This is a genomic window from Chelativorans sp. M5D2P16 (genome assembly GCF_034427935.1).
GTDB lineage: Bacteria > Pseudomonadota > Alphaproteobacteria > Rhizobiales > Rhizobiaceae > Chelativorans.
Genome location: NZ_JAXQNM010000023.1, coordinates 63,923 through 81,635, shown reverse-complemented (window position 1 = coordinate 81,635; position 17,713 = coordinate 63,923). Strand labels below are relative to the sequence as shown.

The window sequence follows — 17,713 nt, the reverse complement described above, 5'->3', positions numbered from 1 at the left end:
AGACATGCCCGACGCGGCTGCATCGAAATCAGGGTTGCCATCGATGCAGCCAAATCATAAAAGCGGCACTGAACCATCATCGCGTCCGTTACCATGGTGGTCAGAGCGCCAGGGTTCCTCGCAAGCCCTCGGGAACGACGCGGCGGCAACGATGGCTCCAAGGATTTCTGCGAGGTGTCGACGGCGGATGCCGGACCCTCAACGTAAGGAAAACGGCCGGGGAATCCTGTGCCGGCTCATGACGAGCAAAGCAACGGGTTCGGCGATTCGGACCCATATCGAAACGGTTCTGCCAGGCGACGAGATGCCTTTGAACACAGTCAGCAATCTTCCCCGAGTGTCCCGCGCCCCTATGGCCGCGACCCGGCGCGCTGACGTTTCGAGGCCGAGACCGGCAGACTACAGATTATCCGGTACCCATATCCGAGTTCGGGCAGCAAGTGGCGTAAGCGCCCCCGCCCGACAGTGGATTCGTGCCGGGGAGACAAGACTTTATGCCCAACAAAATGCTCATAGATGCCTCCCACCCGGAGGAGACCCGTGTCGTTGTCGTACGCGGTAGCCGTATCGAAGAATTCGATTTCGAATCACAGGACAAGAAGCAACTCCGAGGAAACATCTATCTGGCGCGCGTAACGCGCGTCGAACCCTCGCTTCAAGCGGCTTTCGTCGAATATGGCGGGAACCGCCACGGCTTCCTCGCCTTCAGCGAAATACACCCGGACTACTATCAGATCCCGGTCGCCGACCGGCAGGCGTTGCTCAAGGCCGAAGCCGAGGAGGCAAGGGCCGCCGACGACGCGGAGGAAAGCGAAGCGCAGGCATCGAGCGCCCGCGGCAAGAAGCGCCGGCGTGGTGGACGCCGCGGCAACAAGGCGGAGAACGGGCAAGCGTCCGCGGAAGCGGATGCCGCAAACCCCGCGCTCGCCGAAGCCGCCAATGGCGGCGATACCGTTTCCGAAGACGTCCCCGCCGCCAGCGGCGGCCAGGACGATGCCAACGGCGCTGAAGACGGCGAGGTCGACACGGTCGGCGCCGAGGACGCGCTCGACGAGGCGCAGAACCGCCGCCGTCCGGTGCGCCGCAACTACAAGATCCAGGAAGTCATCAAGCGCCGGCAGATTCTGCTGGTTCAGGTCGTCAAGGAGGAGCGCGGCAACAAGGGCGCGGCGCTGACCACCTATCTCTCTCTTGCCGGGCGCTATTCGGTGCTGATGCCGAACACGGCGCGCGGTGGCGGCATCTCGCGCAAGATCACCAGCCCGCAGGACCGCAAGCGGCTCAAGGATGTCGTCAAGAGCCTCGACGTGCCCGATGGGATGGGCGTCATCCTGCGCACCGCCGGCGCCAACCGCACCAAGGCGGAGATCAAGCGCGACTACGACTATCTGATGCGCCTGTGGGAAAAGGTTCGCGGCCTGACGCTGGAATCGATCGCTCCGACCCTCGTCTACGAGGAAGGCAGCCTGATCAAGCGGTCGGTGCGCGACCTCTACAACAAGGATATCGATGAGATCCTGGTTGCCGGCGAGGAAGGCTATCGCGAGGCCAAGGACTTCATGCGCATGCTGATGCCGAGCCATGCCAAGATGGTTCAGCCCTATCGCGATACGGTGCCGATCTTCGCCCGCAACGGCATCGAAGGGCAACTCGACAAGATGCTGCAGCCGCAGGTCACGCTGAAGTCCGGCGGCTACGTCATCATCAATCAGACGGAGGCGCTGGTCGCCATCGACGTCAACTCCGGCCGCTCCACCAAAGAGCACTCCATCGAAGACACCGCGCTGCAGACCAATCTGGAAGCGGCGGAGGAAATCGCACGGCAGTTGAGGCTGCGGGATCTTGCCGGCCTCATCGTGATCGATTTCATCGACATGGAGGAAAACCGCAACAACCGCGCGGTCGAGAAAAAGCTCAAGGAATGCCTTAAGAACGACCGGGCGCGCATCCAGGTGGGGCGCATCTCCCATTTCGGCCTCCTGGAGATGTCGCGCCAGCGGATCCGTGCCAGCGTCCTCGAAAGCACGATGCAGCCCTGTCCGCATTGCGGCGGCACCGGGCATGTGCGCTCCGAATCGTCGGTCGCCCTTCTGGTGGTGCGCTCTATCGAAGAGTACCTTCTGAAGGATGCGCGCAACGACATCACGGTGCGCACCCCCGCCTCCACCGCGCTCTACCTGCTCAATCACAAGCGCTCGAATCTGGTCGATCTGGAGGCGCGATTCGGCGTGATCATAACGGTCGAGGCGGATGACGGACTGAACGGCCAGCACTATGTGATCGTGAAGGGCCAGCCGGCCACCCGCCCCGCGGCAGGCGATTTCACGGCGCCGGCGACCGTTCCGGAGCTGGATCTCGCCGAGGAGGAGGATTCCGCCGAGGACCAGGGCGAAATGGTGGACGACGCCTCGGCCGTCGGCGAAGAATCCGGCGGTTCCGGCCGCAAGCGCCGGCGCAAGCGCCGGCGGCGCGGCGGCCGTGATCGCGGTGCGGGAGACCAGCCCGCCGCCGAGGCTGCGCAGGACCAGGAGGCGAGCGCCGACGAATCCGAAACAGAGGCGGAGCCGGCCGCTGCCGAAGACGGCGAAGGCGAACGCAAGAAACGCCATCGCGGCAAACGGGGCGGAAAGCGCAACCGGCGCGATTCGCAGGTCACGGAAGAAGCCGCCCAGCAGGATGCGACGGCGGAGCCCGCCGCCGCCCCGTCGGACCAACCCCAATCAACGCCCGTTGAGGATGTTCCTGCCTCCGCAGCGGCCGAGCCGGCCCCCGCCGAGGCGGAAGAAATCACGGTGAGCGAGGAGCCCGCCGCGCCGAAGAAACCGCGTCGGCGCGCACGCAGCACCAAGAAGGCGGACAAAGAAGTCGCTGCAGCCACGACGACCGACGTAGCCGGTACGGAAGCGCCGCAGGCGACCACTTCCGGCGACGAGGAGGCTCCTTCCCCGGCAGCCGAGGCAGAGCCCGCGGCCGAGATGAAGAAGCCGGCCAGAAAGCCGCGTGCGCGCCGCAAAGCAGCCGAAGAAGCGCCCGAGAAAAAGGAAGAACCGGTGCTTTCCTCCACCGACGATCAGCGGGAGAAGGCGCCGCGCAAGACCGGCTGGTGGCAGCGCAAGGGGTTCTTTTAAACGCTAGCGGGAAGCGCAGCCGGTGAAGGCCGGCTGCTTTCCTTCCGTCGGCGGTTGTCGCGTGCGGATGTTCACCTCGTTTGTGGCCCAAAGCACCGGGTTATTTGAGATCACGAGCACGCGAGCAGGTTCTTTGCGCCTTTTCATCGCCACGAAGCTCGACTACCAATCGACGACATGTCGACCACGTTCGTTTTCACCGCCCGCTTCCTTCATACCCTTGTGGCAGCCTTGGTCTCGGCCAGTCTCCTGATCGTGCCGTCGGTCGCGCATGCGCAGCAGCGAAGTGTGCCGATCGTGCGCGACGCCGAGATCGAGACCCTTGTTGCCGACTACGCAAATCCGATCCTGAACGCCGCAGGCCTGAGCCGGTCGGGCATCGATATCGTGCTGGTCAACGACCATGACTTCAACGCCTTCGTCGCCGGCCGCCGGATCTTCATCCACACGGGCGCGCTCCTGGCGGCGGAGACGCCCAACGAGATCATCGGCGTCATCGCCCACGAGGCCGGGCATATCGCAGGTGGGCACCAGCACAGGCTGCGCGAGCAGCTTGCCCGGGCAAAGACGATGGCCATCGTCGCCACCCTGCTCGGCATCGGCGCGGGCGTGGCGGGCGCAGCAAACGACATGGGCGGACTTGCCAGTGCGGGCGCGGGGATCGCCGCCGGCGGCACCGAGGCGGCGCGCCGCAACCTGCTGGGCTATCAGCGGACCGAGGAAATCACCGCCGACCGTTCTGCGCTCACATATCTGGAACGCACGCATCAGTCCGGCCGCGGCATGCTGAGGACGTTCGAGCGCCTAGCCGGCAACATGGCGCTTTCCGGAGTCAACGTCGATCCCTACCAGATCAGCCACCCCTTGCCGCATGAGCGCATCGCCAATCTGCAGGCGCTGGTCGAGGAGAGCCCGTACCGGGACAGCAAGGACCCGCCCGAGTTGGTCCTGCGGCACGATCTCATGCGTGCCAAGCTCGCCGCCTATACCGCGGGGCCGAATGCGGCGGCCCGGCTGTTCCGCAACGATCCCGGCGGACTGCCGATGCGTTATGCCGACGCCATCTCGACCTATCTCCGAGGCAGCCCCCGCGATGCGCTTGCCAAGGCGGATCAGCTTGTCGCCGCGCAACCGAGAGACCCATACTTCCACGAGCTGCGGGGCGACATCCTGGTCAAGGCGAACCGGCCCCGCGAAGGGGCGGATGCCTATGCCCAGGCCATACGGCTTTCCCCTGCCCCTTCAGGCCTGCTGCAGGTGGGCTATGGCCAGGCACTCCTGGCCACCGGCCAGCCGGATCTGGTGCGCAAGGCGGCGTCCGAATTGCAGTCCGGCCTCTCGCGTGAGCCCGAATTCGTCAACGGTTATCGCTATCTCGCCCAGGCCTACGGCCGGATCGGCGATATCGGCGCGGCAGAACTGGCCACGGCGGAAGAGAACTTCCATTCCGGAAAGTACCGCGAAGCCAGGGCCTTCGCCGCGCGCGCTCAAACGAAACTCAAGCAGGGGACGCCGGAGTGGCGGCGAGCCCAGGATATTATCGAGTTTCGTGAACCAGGCAGAGATTGAATGCAGCTCACGGACAATGCCTGCCCATGGGCCGACCGCGACAGAGATTGAAAAGATCGAGTCACCGAAGGACAACAATTCTATGAAGAAGATATTGCTCGCCGCCGCCGCCGTCCTCGCCCTCTCCGTCGGGGGCATTCCCCCCGTACAGGCTCAGAACGCTGAGGAGACCAGCTTCACCCGGCAGGAGATCGAGAATATTGTTCGCGAATACCTTCTGGCCAATCCGCAGATCCTCTACGAGGTGCAGGCCGAATACGAGAAGCAGCAGCGGCAGGCGCAACGCGAAGCCAGCCGGCAAGTGATCGCGCAGGAGGCCGAACGGATATTCAACAGCAGCCATGACGGCGTGCTTGGAAATCCGGACGGAGACATCACTGTCGTGGAGTTCTTCGATTATAATTGCGGCTATTGCAAACGGGCTCTCGGCGACCTGGACACGCTGGTAAAGGACGATGGCGATTTGCGCTTCGTACTGAAGGAATTCCCCGTGCTGGGCAACGATTCGCGCGACGCGCACGTGGTCTCCATGGCTTTCCGCTCCCTGATGCCCGAAAAGTACGACGCCTTCCACCGCCGGCTTCTGAGCGGCAGCGGTCGGGCCAACGAGGAAAGTGCAATAAAGATTGCCCTGGAGCTCGGCGCGGACGAGACGGAATTGCGCGCAGCGATGGAGAAGCCGGAAATCATGGAGGCTTTCCGGGACACGTATGCACTCGCCGATCAGCTTCAAATCACCGGCACCCCCTCCTACGTGGTCGGTGACGAAGTGGTTTTCGGGGCTGTCGGCAGCGAACAGATCCGTGAGCATATCGAAACGGCGCGGCAATAGAACAAAACGGCCTCGCCATCGCGCCTTCCTTGTGGACGGATGGCAGGAGCCGCTTGCGCTCTTTCCGGCGCGGCTTAAGCCGACTATAGAGGGCGGCGGCGCAATCTGCCGCGGGGAGTAGTGATGCCCAATCCGATCTATGTTCTAAACGGTCCCAATCTGAACCTGCTCGGCAAACGCGAACCTGGCATCTATGGCGGTCAGTCCCTTGCCGACATCGAGGCAGGTTGCAAGGAGAGGGCGAAGGAACTGGGCCTCTCGGTCGAGTTCAGGCAGACGAATCACGAGGGACTGCTCATCGACTGGGTGCAGGAGGCGGGCGAGCAGTCCGCCGGCATCGTCCTCAACCCCGGTGCCTACGGCCACACCTCCATCGCCCTTCACGACGCCATCCGCGCCATCGCGCCCGTGCCTGTCATCGAAGTGCATCTTTCGAACATCCACGCGCGTGAACCGTTTCGACACCATTCAATGGTATCCTCGGTTGTAGAGGGATTGATATGTGGCTTTGGCCCCATCGGCTATATGTTGGCGCTTGATGCGCTGGCACAACGTCTTTAGAGCCCGGGATGCGGCAAGGCAGGACCCCGAGAGACCACCTATGAAGAAAACCGGTATCGATCAGCAACTCATCCGCGACCTGGCGGGCATTCTCGACGAAACACGACTCACCGAGATCGAGGTGGAGGAAGGCGACCTGCGCATCCGCGTGGCCCGTCAGGCTCCAGCGGTCAACGCCGCCTTCCAGGCGCCGCCCGCTCCGCCGGCCGCTGCCGCACCGGAGCCGGCCGCTGCCGAATCCGCCAAGACGGCTGCCGCCAGCACCCCGGACGTTTCCAAGAGCGCAGTTCCCTCGCCCATGGTGGGCACCGCCTACCGGGCTTCGGCCCCTGGCTCCGCCCCTTTCATCGAGGTCGGCCAGACAGTCGAGAAGGGCCAGACGCTGCTCATCATCGAAGCCATGAAGACGATGAACCAGATTCCCTCTCCGCGCGCCGGAACCGTGACGGCCATTCTGTTCGAGGATGCCCAGCCGGTCGAATTCGGGGAGCCGCTGGTTGTCGTCGAGTAAGGCCGGAACGCCGCGCCCAATGTTTCAGAAAATCCTCATCGCAAATCGCGGCGAAATCGCACTCAGGATCCTGCGTGCCGCCAAGGAACTCGGCATTCAGACCGTCGCCGTGCATTCGACGGCCGATGCCGATGCCATGCATGTGCGTCTCGCAGACGAAAGCGTGTGCATCGGTCCGCCGGCCTCGCGCGACAGCTACCTCAACATTCACCAGATCCTCGCCGCCTGCGAGATCACCGGTGCGGACGCCATCCATCCCGGCTACGGCTTTCTGTCGGAGAATGCGAAGTTCGCAGAGATCCTGGCCGCCCACAACATCACCTTCATCGGTCCCTCGGCCGAGCATATCCGCATCATGGGCGACAAGATCGAGGCCAAGCGCACGGCGGCCCGGCTCGGCATCCCCGTCGTTCCCGGCTCCGAGGGGGCGGTGAGCGATGACCGCGAAGCCAAGCGCATCGCAGCCGATATCGGCTATCCTGTGCTAATCAAGGCTTCCGCCGGCGGCGGCGGCCGCGGCATGAAGGTGGCGCGCAGCGAGGCGGAGCTTTCCGAAGCCCTGTCGACGGCGCGCTCGGAAGCCGGCGCGGCCTTCGGCGACGACGCCGTCTACATCGAAAAGTATCTCGAAAAGCCGCGCCACATCGAGGTGCAGGTAGTCGGCGACGGCGCCGGCAACGCTGTCCATCTCGGCGAGCGCGACTGCTCCCTGCAGCGCCGTCACCAGAAGGTGTGGGAGGAAGCCAATTCGCCGGCGCTCAATGTCGATCAGCGCATGCGCATCGGCGAGATCGTCTCGAACGCCGCCGCCGATCTGGGCTATTCCGGCGCCGGCACGGTCGAGTTCCTGTACGAAAACGGCGAGTTCTTCTTCATCGAGATGAACACGCGGCTGCAGGTGGAGCACCCGGTCACCGAAGCGATCACGGGCATCGATCTGGTGCATGAGCAGATCCGGGTGGCCTCCGGGGGCGGGTTGTCCGTGCGCCAGGAGGACGTGCGCTTCCTGGGCCATGCCATCGAATGCCGTATCAATGCGGAAGATCCCCGCACCTTCGTGCCCTCGCCGGGCGTGATCACCCATTTCCATACGCCCGGTGGGCTCGGCGTACGCGTCGATTCGGGTGTATATTCCGGCTACCGTATCCCTCCTTATTACGACAGCCTCATCGGCAAGCTGATCGTGCACGGGCGGCATCGGGTGGAATGCATGATGCGGTTGCGCCGGGCGCTTGACGAATTCGTTGTTGACGGCATCAATTCCACATTGCCCCTTTTCAGGGATCTCGTCGGAAATGTCGATGTGGCGAACGGCGATTACGACATTCACTGGCTCGAGCATTACCTGGCTGAGAAGCCCTAGAGCGCCTTGCGGGCAAGTGGATCCACTTGCCGCTGCGCAAATGCGGCAAAAACAGAGAGGTGGAGCGGTATCACAGGCGAGCGCCGACGCATGTCGCCACGAACCATCGTTCTGTTTCACGGAAAGGTGGAAACGGTTTGACCGCTTGATTTCGCGCCAATCCGGACCGATGGCCGCCCACTGCTCCTCCCGGAGCTCTCCGCCTGTGCGGGTGGCGCGATGACGCATCCCTTCCCGCCCAGCTACCGCATCGCACCGGATCTGCTTTTGCGCGCCTACGCCACAGGCGTGTTTCCGATGGCGGAGCATGCCGACGACCCGGAGGTCTTCTGGGTGCGGCCGGAAATGCGCGGCGTCATACCGCTCGATAAGTTCCACGTGCCCCGCAGCCTGAGAAAACTGGAGCGTCAGCAACGTTTCGAGGTCCGCTACGATTCGGATTTCCCCGGCGTCATCGCCGCCTGCGCCGAACCCGGCCCGGAGCGGCAGGACACCTGGATCAACGCGCCCATCCGCGAAGCCTACACGGAACTGTTCGCACGCGGCTATTGCCATACGGTCGAGGCGTGGCGAGAAGGACGCCTGGTCGGCGGCCTGTATGGCGTGACGCTCGGACGCGCCTTCTTCGGCGAGAGCATGTTTTCGCGTGAAGCGAACGCCTCGAAGATCTGCCTCGTGCATTTGGTCGAGCGGCTGCGCGAGCGGGGCTTCATACTGCTCGACACCCAGTTCACCACTCCGCACCTGAAAAGGTTCGGTGCGGTGGACGTCCCGCGGCGGCGCTATGAGCGACTTCTGACCGAGGCGCTCGAGGAAACCGCGGAATTCTGAGTGTCCTGAGCGAGATTCGTCATGATGGCGAAAATGGTGACCTTCGAGCACCGGAAGCGCGAAAAAAACGCCATGTGCTGCCGCGGCGATTCTCGGGTCAGATACCTCGAGCCGGTTGGCGACCTGTCAGTTGGTCTCCGGGGGCGGGACGTCGGAGGATTGCTTGCAGCTCTTCAGCCAGACGTCATAGACGGCGTGCTCCACGGCATTCAGGCCAGGGCTTTCGGCGAACATCCATCCGGTGAAGATACGGCGGATATTTCCTTCGAGCGTGATTTCGTCCACCTCGACAAAGGCGTCGGTCTTCGGCTCTTCCGACTCCGGCGAGCTGTAGCACACGCGCGGCGTCACCTGGAGTGCGCGAAACTGCATCGTTTCGTTCATGTAGACGTCGAAATTGATGATTCGGCCGGTAATCTTGTCGATCCCAGTGAACTCGGCCACAGGGTTCTTGATCCGCTCCGCATCGGCGGAACCGGCGAGAATGGCCGTCAAAACGCCGGTCGCGAACAGAATCTTTGCAGGCGCAATCAGCCGGTGCGTCCAATTCATTTCTTCAACCACAATCTCCAACCGCCGCGTCGTCCCGGCGGAAATCCCTTTCACGCTATTGCGCAATTGTGGCGAGAAAACCGGCTCAGTTGCCCGGTGTCCACGCGTCGTAGTCACCCGTCACGCGGGGGCGATCTTCGTTGGTGAGCACCGACCCGCGCGGCCGGTAAGCGGCCGGCGTACCGGTGAGATTCGGCAAGTGCGGCTTCTGCCATTCGTGCGGCGCATACTCTTCCGCTGCCGGCGGGGTGTCCACCTTGTGATGCAGCCAGCCATGCCAGCCCGGCGGCACCATGGAAGCCTCGGAATACCCGTTATAGATCACCCAGCGGCGCGTGCGGCCCTCCGAATCGGTGCCGCCCTGGTAATAGACGTTGCCGAACTCGTCCTCGCCCACGCGCCTGCCGTTGCGCCACGTGTGAAAGCGCGTGTTCAGCGACTGGCCGTTCCACCAGGTGAAGAACTGAAGCAGAAACCTTTTCATTGCACTCCTCGCGGCGCACCTCGTGAGCCCATGCCCGTCTTATGGCGATCACGCGACGCGAACGCAAGGCCCGTGCGGCGATGCGCGTTCATTCGAGCCAAATCTTGAAACCGGCATGGCTCTTGGCAAAGCCGAGCCGCTCGTGGAACCTGTGCGCGTCCGCCCGTGCCGAATCACGAAATTCCGCTTGTTCCCGCCGCTCATCCTTCACCGTATACGGCAAGGGGGTGTTCAAAAAGAACGATCCGGGAGCCTTGCGGATCGGCTTCCCGGCCGGCTTCCTCAAAACCGCGGGCACGGTAGAATGCGATCGCCCGCACGTTCCCTTCGGCCACTTCGAGCCGCATGCGGCGCGCCTCGGGATAGCACTCCACGATCTCGTTCAAAAGGCGGCTGCCGATTCCCCGCCCCTGCAGGCCGGGAAGAACGTAGAGTTGGCGCAACGCGACCGTTTTGCCGCACGCGCTCGCCTCTGCGTAGGCCACTCCGGCGATGCATGCGCCGTCATCGGCAACGATGAACTCCGAGCGCGGCCGCTCCAGCCGCGCGGCGAGCGCGGGAATGGAGTGCCAGGAATCGACGATCTCGCTTACCCTGTCGCGGCCCATCAGGGCGTCATAGCTGTCGTGCCAGGTCTCGACCAGGAGCGCGCGGACGGCTTCCAGATCCGCACGCATGGTGGTACGGACGAAGAAGCGTTCCGCCGTTTCAGTCATCGACGCCGAGCTTCTGCCTGACCAGCGCGTTGACGGCCTGCGGGTTGGCCTTTCCGCCCGTCGCCTTCATCACCTGACCTACGAACCAGCCGGCAAGCGTCGGCTTCGCCTTCGCCTGCTCGACCTTGTCCGGATTGGCGGCGATCACCTCGTCGACGGCTTTCTCGATAGCGCCCGTATCGGTGACCTGCTTCATGCCGCGCTCTTCGACGATGGCGTGCGGATCGCCGCCCTCGTTCCAGACGATCTCGAAGAGGTCCTTGGCGATCTTGCCGGAAATGGTGCCGCCCTTGATGAGATCGATGATGGCGCCCAGCTGCTCGGGGGAAACCGGCGTCTCGGCAAGGTCCCTGCCCGCCTTGTTCAAGGCGCCAAGAAGGTCGTTGATGACCCAGTTCGCCGCCGCCTTGCCGTCACGGCCGGCCGCCACCTTCTCGAAATAGTCGGCGACAGCCTTCTCGGAAACGAGCACAGAGGCGTCATATTCGGACAGGCCCAGATCGCGCATGAGCCGCGCTTTCTTTTCGTCGGGCAGTTCCGGCAGGCCGGCCGCCAGCGCATCCACATAGGCCTGGTCGAATTCCAGCGGCACGAGATCCGGATCGGGGAAATAGCGGTAATCATGCGCTTCTTCCTTCGAGCGCATGGAGCGGGTCTCGCCCTTGTTCGGATCGAAAAGGCGCGTCTCCTGGTCGATCGTGCCGCCGTCCTCCAGAATGGCGATCTGCCGGCGCGCTTCCGACTCGATCGCCTGGCCGACGAAGCGGATGGAGTTGACGTTCTTGATCTCGCAACGCGTGCCGAACGGCTCTCCGGGCCGGCGCACCGAGACATTGACGTCGGCACGCAGCGAGCCCTCGTCCATATTGCCGTCGCAGGTGCCGAGATAACGCAGTATCGTGCGCAGCTTGGTGACGAAGGCCTTCGCCTCGTCGGCCGAGCGCATGTCCGGCTTGGAGACGATCTCCATCAGCGCGACACCGGAGCGGTTCAGATCGACATAGGACAGGGTGGGATGCTGGTCGTGCAGGCTCTTGCCGGCATCCTGCTCCAGGTGCAGCCGTTCGATACCGACCTCGATCTCCTCGAAGCTGCCGTCCCTGGCCGGTCCGACCGCGACGATCACGACGCCCTCGCCGACGATCGGCTGCTTGTATTGCGAGATCTGATAGCCCTGCGGCAGGTCGGGATAGAAATAGTTTTTGCGGTCGAAGACCGAACGATGGTTGATCTGCGCCTTCAGCCCCAGCCCGGTGCGAATAGCCTGCTTGACGCATTCCTCGTTGATGACGGGAAGCATGCCCGGCATGGCGGCATCGACCAGCGAAACGTTGGAATTGGGCGCGGCCCCGAAAGCCGTCGAGGCGCCGGAAAACAGCTTGGCGCGCGAGGTCACCTGGGCGTGGATCTCCATGCCGATGATGACTTCCCACTCACCGGTGGCACCCGGAATCAGGCGCTTGGGATCAGGCGTGCGCGTGTCGATGATTGTCATGAGCCGTGCAGTCGATTTCAAGGATTGAACTGCCGCCTTCGCTAGACCAATCGCGACAGCGAGGCAAGCGCGCGCCGTAAGGGCGAAGCCACTTCCACGCCCTCATTCCCGCCTTTGCTGCAATCGCACCGCCGCCGGTGGTGGGGTAGCCGGGCGTCCCTCACGCGGTCGCGATATAGCTGCGGATGTCCTCCGCTTCGCGCTCCACCTCCTGGATGCGACGCTTCACCACGTCGCCGATCGAAATGATGCCGGCAAGACGCTTGTCCTTTTCCACCGGCAAATGGCGAAAACGCCCGGCGGTCATGATCTGCATGACCTCGTTGACGGTGTGGTCTTCCCGGCAGACTTGAACGCGCGCTGTCATGAACGCCGAAACCGGCTGGTCGAGAGCCTTGGCGCCTTCCGCCGCGATCGCCCGCACAATGTCACGCTCGGAAAGGATGCCGGCGATCCGCTCCTTCCCGTCGGTCACCACCACCGCGCCGATACCGTGCTGCCCCAGCAGCGCGGCGGCATCATGGACCGTCTTGTCGGCGGCGATGGTCACGACCTCGCGGCCTTTGGTGTCGAGAATGGCTTTGACCGTCATGGGCGTCCTCCTTCTCTGCCGCCCCTCCTAGGCGTGGGCACGATGTTGCGACGAGTTGACGCGCTTTGCAAGGCCGGTCACCGGCCGGACGGTGCCCGCCCCCGCGGACGGTCGAAAAACGGCATGCCGAAAAATCCCACCAGAAATCCGCCGATATGCGCCTCCCAGGCGATACGCGGCGTGCCGCCGATACCCGATCCCAGTCCGACGATGAGGTTGACCACCATCCAGACGAGCAGAAACACGACCGCGATGCGCGAGCGGAAGACGAGCGCCAGCGGCAGGACAGGTCCCGCGAAGCCGGGTTTGCCAGCGGACCGGTCGATTCGAAAAGCAAAGCGCGCCGCCGCTCCCATCATGCCCGAGACGGCGCCGGAAGCGCCCACCAACGGCGCCGTGTCGTAGGGGTGCAGCGCAAAGTGGAGAAGCACCGCGGCAAGAACGGTTGCCGTCCACAAAAGGAGGAAGCGCCCGGTGCCCAGCCGGTTCGCCAGGGGGGAGCCGAAGGCGGCAAGCCAGATCATGTTGACGGCCAGGTGCGCCACACTCCCGTGAAGGAATGCATAGGTGAAAGGGCTCAGCAGCGCATAGATATCCAGCGGATAGCCGCCCGTGTAGCGCAACGGCAGAAAAGCAAAATGCACGAGCACCAGGAGATCCGCCGGTTGGCTCAGTAAGAGCGTACGTATCAGGTGAACGCCGACACACAGACCAACAAGGGCGATGACCACGCCCGGCAAGTTGAACACCGGCTCACGGCGCCGGGCGCCGTCCGTCTCCTGTCGCCCCTCGTCCTCGGTGCCTGTCCTGTCGTCCATGCCGTCCGCTTCTGTCGATGCCGCCAGCGTGTGCGGTATCAGAGATAGCGGAAAAACAGAAGCCGCCCAGCATTCGCGCTGGACGGCCTCCCGGTCGAGTCCCCCGACCCGTACCCCTTCCGAGCAAGTACCGTGCCAGTTTCGGTACCTTGCCACCGGGTTCGGCCGGGACCGGGGTGGTAACCTTTTGCTAACCCTAACAAATCCCTCCCGTGCACAACGCCGCGCCGGGCTGGCACGACACCTGCATCTTCGGTCATGTAGGTGGCCGGCCGATCGGCCCTGTCCACCTTTGAGACAGGAGCGCGAAATCAGAATGGAACACACTGGCATGAACAAGGACGGATCCATGAACCTGTTCCGATATTGGAACAGGCTGCGCGGCGACCGCCCTGCCCCGCGGCGCAGTGAGATCGAGCCCGCCGAAATCAAGACGCTTCTGCCCGACACCTTTATCCTGGAACGCGACGCCCGCGGCGAAGCCGTCTTCCGCCTGGCCGGCACCCGCCTGTGCGCGACCTATGGCAAGGAGCTCAAGGGCCATTCCTTCCCCTCGCTCTGGCACGGGCGCGACCAGGAGACAGTCGGTCGCCTCGTGCATCATGCACTCGACGACAAGTCGGTCGCGACAGTCGCCTTCGAGGGAATGAGCCGGGAGGGACGGATCAACCGCTTCGAACTCATCGCCCTGCCGCTCGAAGGCGGGCAGGAGAGCCTGCGTGCGCTCGGCACCATCCAGCCATTCATGAAGCCCTTCTGGCTCGGGGCCGACCCGATCGTGGAAAACCGTATAGAGTCCTTCCGCCTGATAGACCCGGACAGGGAGGCGCCGCTCCCGTACGACCGGACCGCCCTCTCCGTACCGCCGCTGCAGCCGGCGGGCGACACCGTCTCCGCCCGGCTCGACGGGCGCCAGGGGCGGCGCATTCACCATCTCGTCGTCTTCCAGGGCGGCCGCACATAGCGCATTTCCTCGTTACGACTGATGAGATCAAACGGCGGCCGGCTTACCCGATCTTAAGATTTATGGCGGTACCGTCCGCAGCGGATTGACCGGCTATCCGGAGAGCGCGGCCGGAACGCAACGATGATGACCATGCCCGCAGCGACAGATCCGGTTTCGATACGTCCCGAAAGGCGTGCTTTCCAGCGCGTAACGGTTTCGATTCACGGCCGCTATATGCTGCAGGACCGTTCGGAATATTCCTGCCGGGTGGTTGAAATGTCGCCGGGCAATGCTGCGCTCGTCGCCGAGCGGCCGGGTCTTCCGGGTGAACGGGTCATCGCCTATCTCGACCATCTCGGCCGCATCGAGGGACGCATCACGCGCCTGACCGATGACGGTTTCGTCATGACCGTGGTGGCTTCGGAGCGCAAGCGCGACAAGCTCGCCGCACAGCTCACCTGGCTGGCGAATAGACACGAGCTCGACCTGCCCGAGGACCGTCGGCACGAGCGCATCACACCGCGCAACCCGATCAGCACGCTGGGTCTGCCCGATGGGCAGACGCATCGTTGCCGCATCGTCGACCTGTCCCTGTCCGGCGCGGCCATCGAGGTCGACGTCAGGCCCGAACTGGGCAGCCAGGTCTTCCTCGCGACCATGCGCGGGCGGGTAGTGCGCCATTTCGACGACGGGATCGCCATCGAGTTTGCCGTCGTGCAGGAGCACGACACGCTCATGGCCACTTTCGCCGGCTGAACCTCCTTCCCCGTCACTCAGGACTGCGATCGAGAGCACCGTTTTCGATCGACGCAGCACGTGTGCTCACGCCACCTTGGTGCCGATAGAATTTAAGTAAACAATTTCGAAAATATCGATTTTACTTGGATGGTTACCAGAACCCTTAGAATTTGAACTTATTTCTACCACGGGTTTTTGCGCGGGATAAATTCGACCGTGGCATCGTCTCCTCAAACGGGGAGACGAACAATGCAAAAAACGAAACCAGCCGGGCTGTTGTCTGCTGGCGCCCTTCTGCTCGCCGCGATGTCGGTGGGCAGCGCGCACGCGGCTTCCGACTTTATGGCCATCGGGGACAGGACGTCGCAGCCCGTCGGGCATTACGAGTTCTGTCAACGCAAACCGGACGAGTGCGGCCCGACCGCGTCCGAGGAGAAGATGGTCCCGCTGACGCGTGAACTGTGGGCGAAGATGGTCGAGGTCAACAATGCAGTGAATACGACCGTCATTCCGCGTACCGATACCGAAAGCTGGGGCATCGAGGAGTACTGGTCCTTTCCGGACCTCTACGGCGACTGCGAGGACTTCGTGCTCGAGAAGCGCCGCCTTCTAATGGCGGCCGGCGTGCCTGCCTCGAACCTCCTGATCACCGTCGTGCGCCAGCCGAACGGCGACGGACACGCGGTCTTGACGGTGAGCACGAACATGGGGGACTTCATCCTGGATAATCTCGAGCCGCGCATCCTGGCCTGGTCGGAGACCGAGTACCAGTATTTGAAACGCCAATCCGCCCGGCACGCAGGCGAATGGACCGCCGTAAACGACGGCCGCGCCGTTGCCGTGGCCAGCGTCGGATCGGAACGCTGAACCTTCATGGCCTTGTCAGAGATTCCGAGTGGCTTGTTGTCGAGCAGGTTCGTGCTTCGCCCCCTGCTCCTCCGTGCGCTGTTAAGCATCGGCACGGTCGCCATCGAACATTGCTGACGGGCTTAATGGAAACCCGGTCGAGTCCCCACCTCCCCGTCCCCATCGACCGGGTTAGGAGCCGGCCCTCCCCGGGGCCGGCTCCGCTTTTCTTGCGGAGCGCAGTACGGCGCGCCGCGCGGACGGCAAGCCCGAAGGGCACACCGTTTACGCGCCTTTTCCATGTGCGGCGATTCTGGTGATAACTCTTGCGAGAGGGGCTTGCGGCTTCGCCGCACCGCCGACTCCGTGTCGCTTCGCAGCGGAAACGACGCAGGAAGCTCAAATCTATGACGAGGACGCAGCCTGGTTTATCGGATCAAGACCGAAGCGCTGCCGCACCGGCAACAGCTGGAGCAGGCTGGCCGGAAGACCGCAGCGTCTTCCGCTCACCGGCGGCACGGATCAATCCAGGTCTATGTCGAGGATGGCCATTGAAAAATTGTAGGACAGCTCGCCCTCATCCTCGTCCTTGAAGATGATGCCGAGAAATTCGTCGCCGAGATAAAGCTCGCACGAGTCGTCCTTCTTGGGCCGCGCCTTGACGCTCAGTGCGGGATTCTTGAACGTGCGCTTGAAATAGGCGTCGAGCTTCCTGATCTCTTCCGGCTTCAACAAACTTCTCCGCTGGCTGTTGCGATGGCCGCGCCGCTTCTGGCACGCGGGCGGCGCGAATGTAAAGCCCTCGATCCGCCGTCCAGCCGCGAAAGCGGCTGCCGAGACTGCTCAGGTGTCGCGCAGAAGCTGGTCCATGGCGCGCGACGGCTCCTGGCATCCGGCCTCGCCTATGATGCGGGCGGGCACGCCGGCGACGGTCTTGTTGGGCGGTACCGACTTGACGACGACGGAGCCGGCCGCAACCTTCGTGCAATGGCCGATCTCGATATTGCCAAGAATCTTGGCGCCGGCGCCGATCAGCACGCCATGGCGCACTTTCGGATGCCTGTCTCCAGCCTCCTTGCCCGTGCCGCCGAGGGTGACATTGTGAAGGATGGAGACATTGTCCTCCACCACCGCGGTCTGACCTACCACGAGCCCCGTGGCATGGTCGATGAAAATGCCCTTGCCCATCTTCGCCGCCGGGTTGATGTCGGTCTGGAAGACGACCGAGGAGCGGCTTTGCAGGTAAAGCGCGAAGTCGTGGCGCCCCTGGTTCCACAGCCAGTGCGCCAGCCGATGCGTCTGGATGGCGTGAAAACCCTTGAAATAGAGCACCGGCATGACGAACCGGTCGCAAGCGGGATCGCGGTCGTAATATGCCTGGATGTCGACGCGGACCTCCGTGCCCCAGTCCGGCTGGTCCTCCCACATGGCCTGGAAGGTCTGCCGGATGAGATCGGCGCTCAAATCCTGATGGTCGAGTCGCTCGGCCACGCGGTGGATGACCGCATCTTCAAGCGAGCCATGGTTTAGCACCGTTGCGTAAAGGAAGGCCGCCAACAGCGGATCGTTCTCGACCGCCGCCTGCGTTTCCTTGCGAATCTCGGACCAGATCGGATCCATGGATTGCGGCGCGTCGCTGCGCAGGGCGTGTCTGGCCTCCATACGGGCCTCCCGTGCCTGTGGCTGTTCGAAGCTCATTGCTAATTTAGGACACAAATGCGTTTCAATGAA

Annotated in this window: 18 protein-coding genes; 10 read left to right on the top strand and 8 right to left on the bottom strand. The window is 63.5% G+C overall.

Features of this window, described 5'->3' with window-relative positions:
* The first annotated feature begins 494 nt into the window (after positions 1-494).
* From SIN08_RS10440 to aat, 7 genes are all read left to right on the top strand, one after another.
* Positions 495-3,128, top strand: a complete 2,634-nt coding sequence (locus tag SIN08_RS10440) for a ribonuclease E/G (RefSeq protein WP_322451511.1) — start codon at positions 495-497, stop codon at positions 3,126-3,128.
* Positions 3,129-3,305: 177 nt separating this feature from the next.
* Complete coding sequence (locus tag SIN08_RS10435) at positions 3,306-4,697, top strand: M48 family metalloprotease (RefSeq protein WP_322451510.1); 1,392 nt, start codon at positions 3,306-3,308, stop codon at positions 4,695-4,697.
* Positions 4,698-4,779: 82 nt separating this feature from the next.
* The gene (locus SIN08_RS10430) at positions 4,780-5,529 is read left to right on the top strand and encodes a DsbA family protein (protein WP_322451509.1); all 750 of its coding nucleotides are present in this window, start codon (positions 4,780-4,782) and stop codon (positions 5,527-5,529) included.
* A 123-nt stretch (positions 5,530-5,652) separates the two neighbouring features.
* Positions 5,653-6,090 carry a type II 3-dehydroquinate dehydratase gene (gene aroQ / locus SIN08_RS10425; RefSeq protein ID WP_322451508.1) on the top strand — a complete coding sequence of 146 codons (438 nt, stop codon included), beginning with the start codon at positions 5,653-5,655 and terminating at the stop codon, positions 6,088-6,090.
* A 40-nt stretch (positions 6,091-6,130) separates the two neighbouring features.
* Complete coding sequence (gene accB, locus SIN08_RS10420) at positions 6,131-6,601, top strand: acetyl-CoA carboxylase biotin carboxyl carrier protein (RefSeq protein ID WP_322451507.1); 471 nt, start codon at positions 6,131-6,133, stop codon at positions 6,599-6,601.
* A 19-nt stretch (positions 6,602-6,620) separates the two neighbouring features.
* Positions 6,621-7,964, top strand: coding sequence for an acetyl-CoA carboxylase biotin carboxylase subunit (gene accC / locus SIN08_RS10415; protein ID WP_322451506.1), 1,344 nt, complete (start codon positions 6,621-6,623; stop codon positions 7,962-7,964).
* Between the two features lie 219 nt (positions 7,965-8,183).
* Positions 8,184-8,795 carry a leucyl/phenylalanyl-tRNA--protein transferase gene (aat, locus tag SIN08_RS10410; RefSeq protein WP_322451505.1) on the top strand — a complete coding sequence of 204 codons (612 nt, stop codon included), beginning with the start codon at positions 8,184-8,186 and terminating at the stop codon, positions 8,793-8,795.
* Between the two features lie 126 nt (positions 8,796-8,921).
* Here the strand turns inward: aat and SIN08_RS10405 are convergent, their stop codons facing one another.
* The 6 genes from SIN08_RS10405 to SIN08_RS10380 form a co-directional block, all read right to left on the bottom strand.
* Positions 8,922-9,347 (bottom strand): DUF2155 domain-containing protein, encoded by a 426-nt coding sequence (locus SIN08_RS10405; RefSeq protein ID WP_322451504.1) that lies wholly within the window; start codon positions 9,345-9,347, stop codon positions 8,922-8,924.
* 85 nt (positions 9,348-9,432) lie between these two features.
* Positions 9,433-9,831, bottom strand: a complete 399-nt coding sequence (locus SIN08_RS10400) for an NADH:ubiquinone oxidoreductase subunit NDUFA12 (protein ID WP_322451503.1) — start codon at positions 9,829-9,831, stop codon at positions 9,433-9,435.
* 200 nt (positions 9,832-10,031) lie between these two features.
* Positions 10,032-10,547 carry a GNAT family N-acetyltransferase gene (locus tag SIN08_RS10395; RefSeq protein WP_322451502.1) on the bottom strand — a complete coding sequence of 172 codons (516 nt, stop codon included), beginning with the start codon at positions 10,545-10,547 and terminating at the stop codon, positions 10,032-10,034.
* Positions 10,540-12,042 (bottom strand): Asp-tRNA(Asn)/Glu-tRNA(Gln) amidotransferase subunit GatB, encoded by a 1,503-nt coding sequence (gatB, locus tag SIN08_RS10390; protein WP_322451638.1) that lies wholly within the window; start codon positions 12,040-12,042, stop codon positions 10,540-10,542. Before gatB ends, SIN08_RS10395 begins: the two co-directional genes overlap by 8 nt.
* A gap of 160 nt (positions 12,043-12,202) precedes the next feature.
* The gene (locus SIN08_RS10385; protein WP_322451501.1) at positions 12,203-12,634 is read right to left on the bottom strand and encodes a CBS domain-containing protein; all 432 of its coding nucleotides are present in this window, start codon (positions 12,632-12,634) and stop codon (positions 12,203-12,205) included.
* Positions 12,635-12,711: 77 nt separating this feature from the next.
* Positions 12,712-13,452 carry a rhomboid family intramembrane serine protease gene (locus SIN08_RS10380; protein WP_322451500.1) on the bottom strand — a complete coding sequence of 247 codons (741 nt, stop codon included), beginning with the start codon at positions 13,450-13,452 and terminating at the stop codon, positions 12,712-12,714.
* Positions 13,453-13,783: 331 nt separating this feature from the next.
* Here SIN08_RS10380 and SIN08_RS10375 point away from each other — a divergent pair, with 331 nt between their 5' ends.
* The 3 genes from SIN08_RS10375 to SIN08_RS10365 all read left to right on the top strand — a co-directional run bounded on the left by SIN08_RS10375 (position 13,784) and on the right by SIN08_RS10365 (position 16,003).
* On the top strand, positions 13,784-14,416 hold the full coding sequence (locus tag SIN08_RS10375) for a PAS domain-containing protein (RefSeq protein WP_322451637.1): 633 nt from the start codon (positions 13,784-13,786) through the stop codon (positions 14,414-14,416).
* 132 nt (positions 14,417-14,548) lie between these two features.
* Entirely contained in the window at positions 14,549-15,154 is a 606-nt protein-coding gene (locus SIN08_RS10370; RefSeq protein WP_322451499.1) for a PilZ domain-containing protein, read from the top strand.
* Positions 15,155-15,385: 231 nt separating this feature from the next.
* Positions 15,386-16,003 carry a transglutaminase-like cysteine peptidase gene (locus tag SIN08_RS10365; protein ID WP_322451498.1) on the top strand — a complete coding sequence of 206 codons (618 nt, stop codon included), beginning with the start codon at positions 15,386-15,388 and terminating at the stop codon, positions 16,001-16,003.
* A gap of 501 nt (positions 16,004-16,504) precedes the next feature.
* Here SIN08_RS10365 and SIN08_RS10360 read toward each other — a convergent pair.
* Both SIN08_RS10360 and cysE read right to left on the bottom strand, forming a co-directional pair.
* Positions 16,505-16,714, bottom strand: coding sequence for a DUF3126 family protein (locus SIN08_RS10360; protein WP_322451497.1), 210 nt, complete (start codon positions 16,712-16,714; stop codon positions 16,505-16,507).
* A 111-nt stretch (positions 16,715-16,825) separates the two neighbouring features.
* Positions 16,826-17,644: a serine O-acetyltransferase gene (cysE, locus tag SIN08_RS10355; protein ID WP_322451496.1), complete on the bottom strand. Its 819-nt coding sequence runs from the start codon at positions 17,642-17,644 to the stop codon at positions 16,826-16,828.
* Positions 17,645-17,713 lie beyond the last annotated feature (69 nt).

Excerpts from the sequence above, each read along its gene's own strand:
- SIN08_RS10395 (WP_322451502.1), bottom strand. The coding sequence starts at position 10,547 with ATGACTGAAACGGCGGAACGCTTCTTCGTCCGTACCACCATGCGTGCG.
- accC (WP_322451506.1), top strand. The coding sequence starts at position 6,621 with ATGTTTCAGAAAATCCTCATCGCAAATCGCGGCGAAATCGCACTCAGG.
- accB (WP_322451507.1), top strand. The coding sequence starts at position 6,131 with ATGAAGAAAACCGGTATCGATCAGCAACTCATCCGCGACCTGGCGGGC.
- SIN08_RS10380 (WP_322451500.1), bottom strand. The coding sequence starts at position 13,452 with ATGGACGACAGGACAGGCACCGAGGACGAGGGGCGACAGGAGACGGAC.
- aroQ (WP_322451508.1), top strand. The coding sequence starts at position 5,653 with ATGCCCAATCCGATCTATGTTCTAAACGGTCCCAATCTGAACCTGCTC.
- SIN08_RS10375 (WP_322451637.1), top strand. The coding sequence starts at position 13,784 with ATGAACAAGGACGGATCCATGAACCTGTTCCGATATTGGAACAGGCTG.
- cysE (WP_322451496.1), bottom strand. The coding sequence starts at position 17,644 with ATGGAGGCCAGACACGCCCTGCGCAGCGACGCGCCGCAATCCATGGAT.
- SIN08_RS10385 (WP_322451501.1), bottom strand. The coding sequence starts at position 12,634 with ATGACGGTCAAAGCCATTCTCGACACCAAAGGCCGCGAGGTCGTGACC.
- SIN08_RS10440 (WP_322451511.1), top strand. The coding sequence starts at position 495 with ATGCCCAACAAAATGCTCATAGATGCCTCCCACCCGGAGGAGACCCGT.
- aat (WP_322451505.1), top strand. The coding sequence starts at position 8,184 with ATGACGCATCCCTTCCCGCCCAGCTACCGCATCGCACCGGATCTGCTT.
- SIN08_RS10430 (WP_322451509.1), top strand. The coding sequence starts at position 4,780 with ATGAAGAAGATATTGCTCGCCGCCGCCGCCGTCCTCGCCCTCTCCGTC.
- SIN08_RS10400 (WP_322451503.1), bottom strand. The coding sequence starts at position 9,831 with ATGAAAAGGTTTCTGCTTCAGTTCTTCACCTGGTGGAACGGCCAGTCG.
- SIN08_RS10435 (WP_322451510.1), top strand. The coding sequence starts at position 3,306 with ATGTCGACCACGTTCGTTTTCACCGCCCGCTTCCTTCATACCCTTGTG.
- SIN08_RS10405 (WP_322451504.1), bottom strand. The coding sequence starts at position 9,347 with ATGAATTGGACGCACCGGCTGATTGCGCCTGCAAAGATTCTGTTCGCG.
- SIN08_RS10365 (WP_322451498.1), top strand. The coding sequence starts at position 15,386 with ATGCAAAAAACGAAACCAGCCGGGCTGTTGTCTGCTGGCGCCCTTCTG.
- gatB (WP_322451638.1), bottom strand. The coding sequence starts at position 12,042 with ATGACAATCATCGACACGCGCACGCCTGATCCCAAGCGCCTGATTCCG.
- SIN08_RS10370 (WP_322451499.1), top strand. The coding sequence starts at position 14,549 with ATGCCCGCAGCGACAGATCCGGTTTCGATACGTCCCGAAAGGCGTGCT.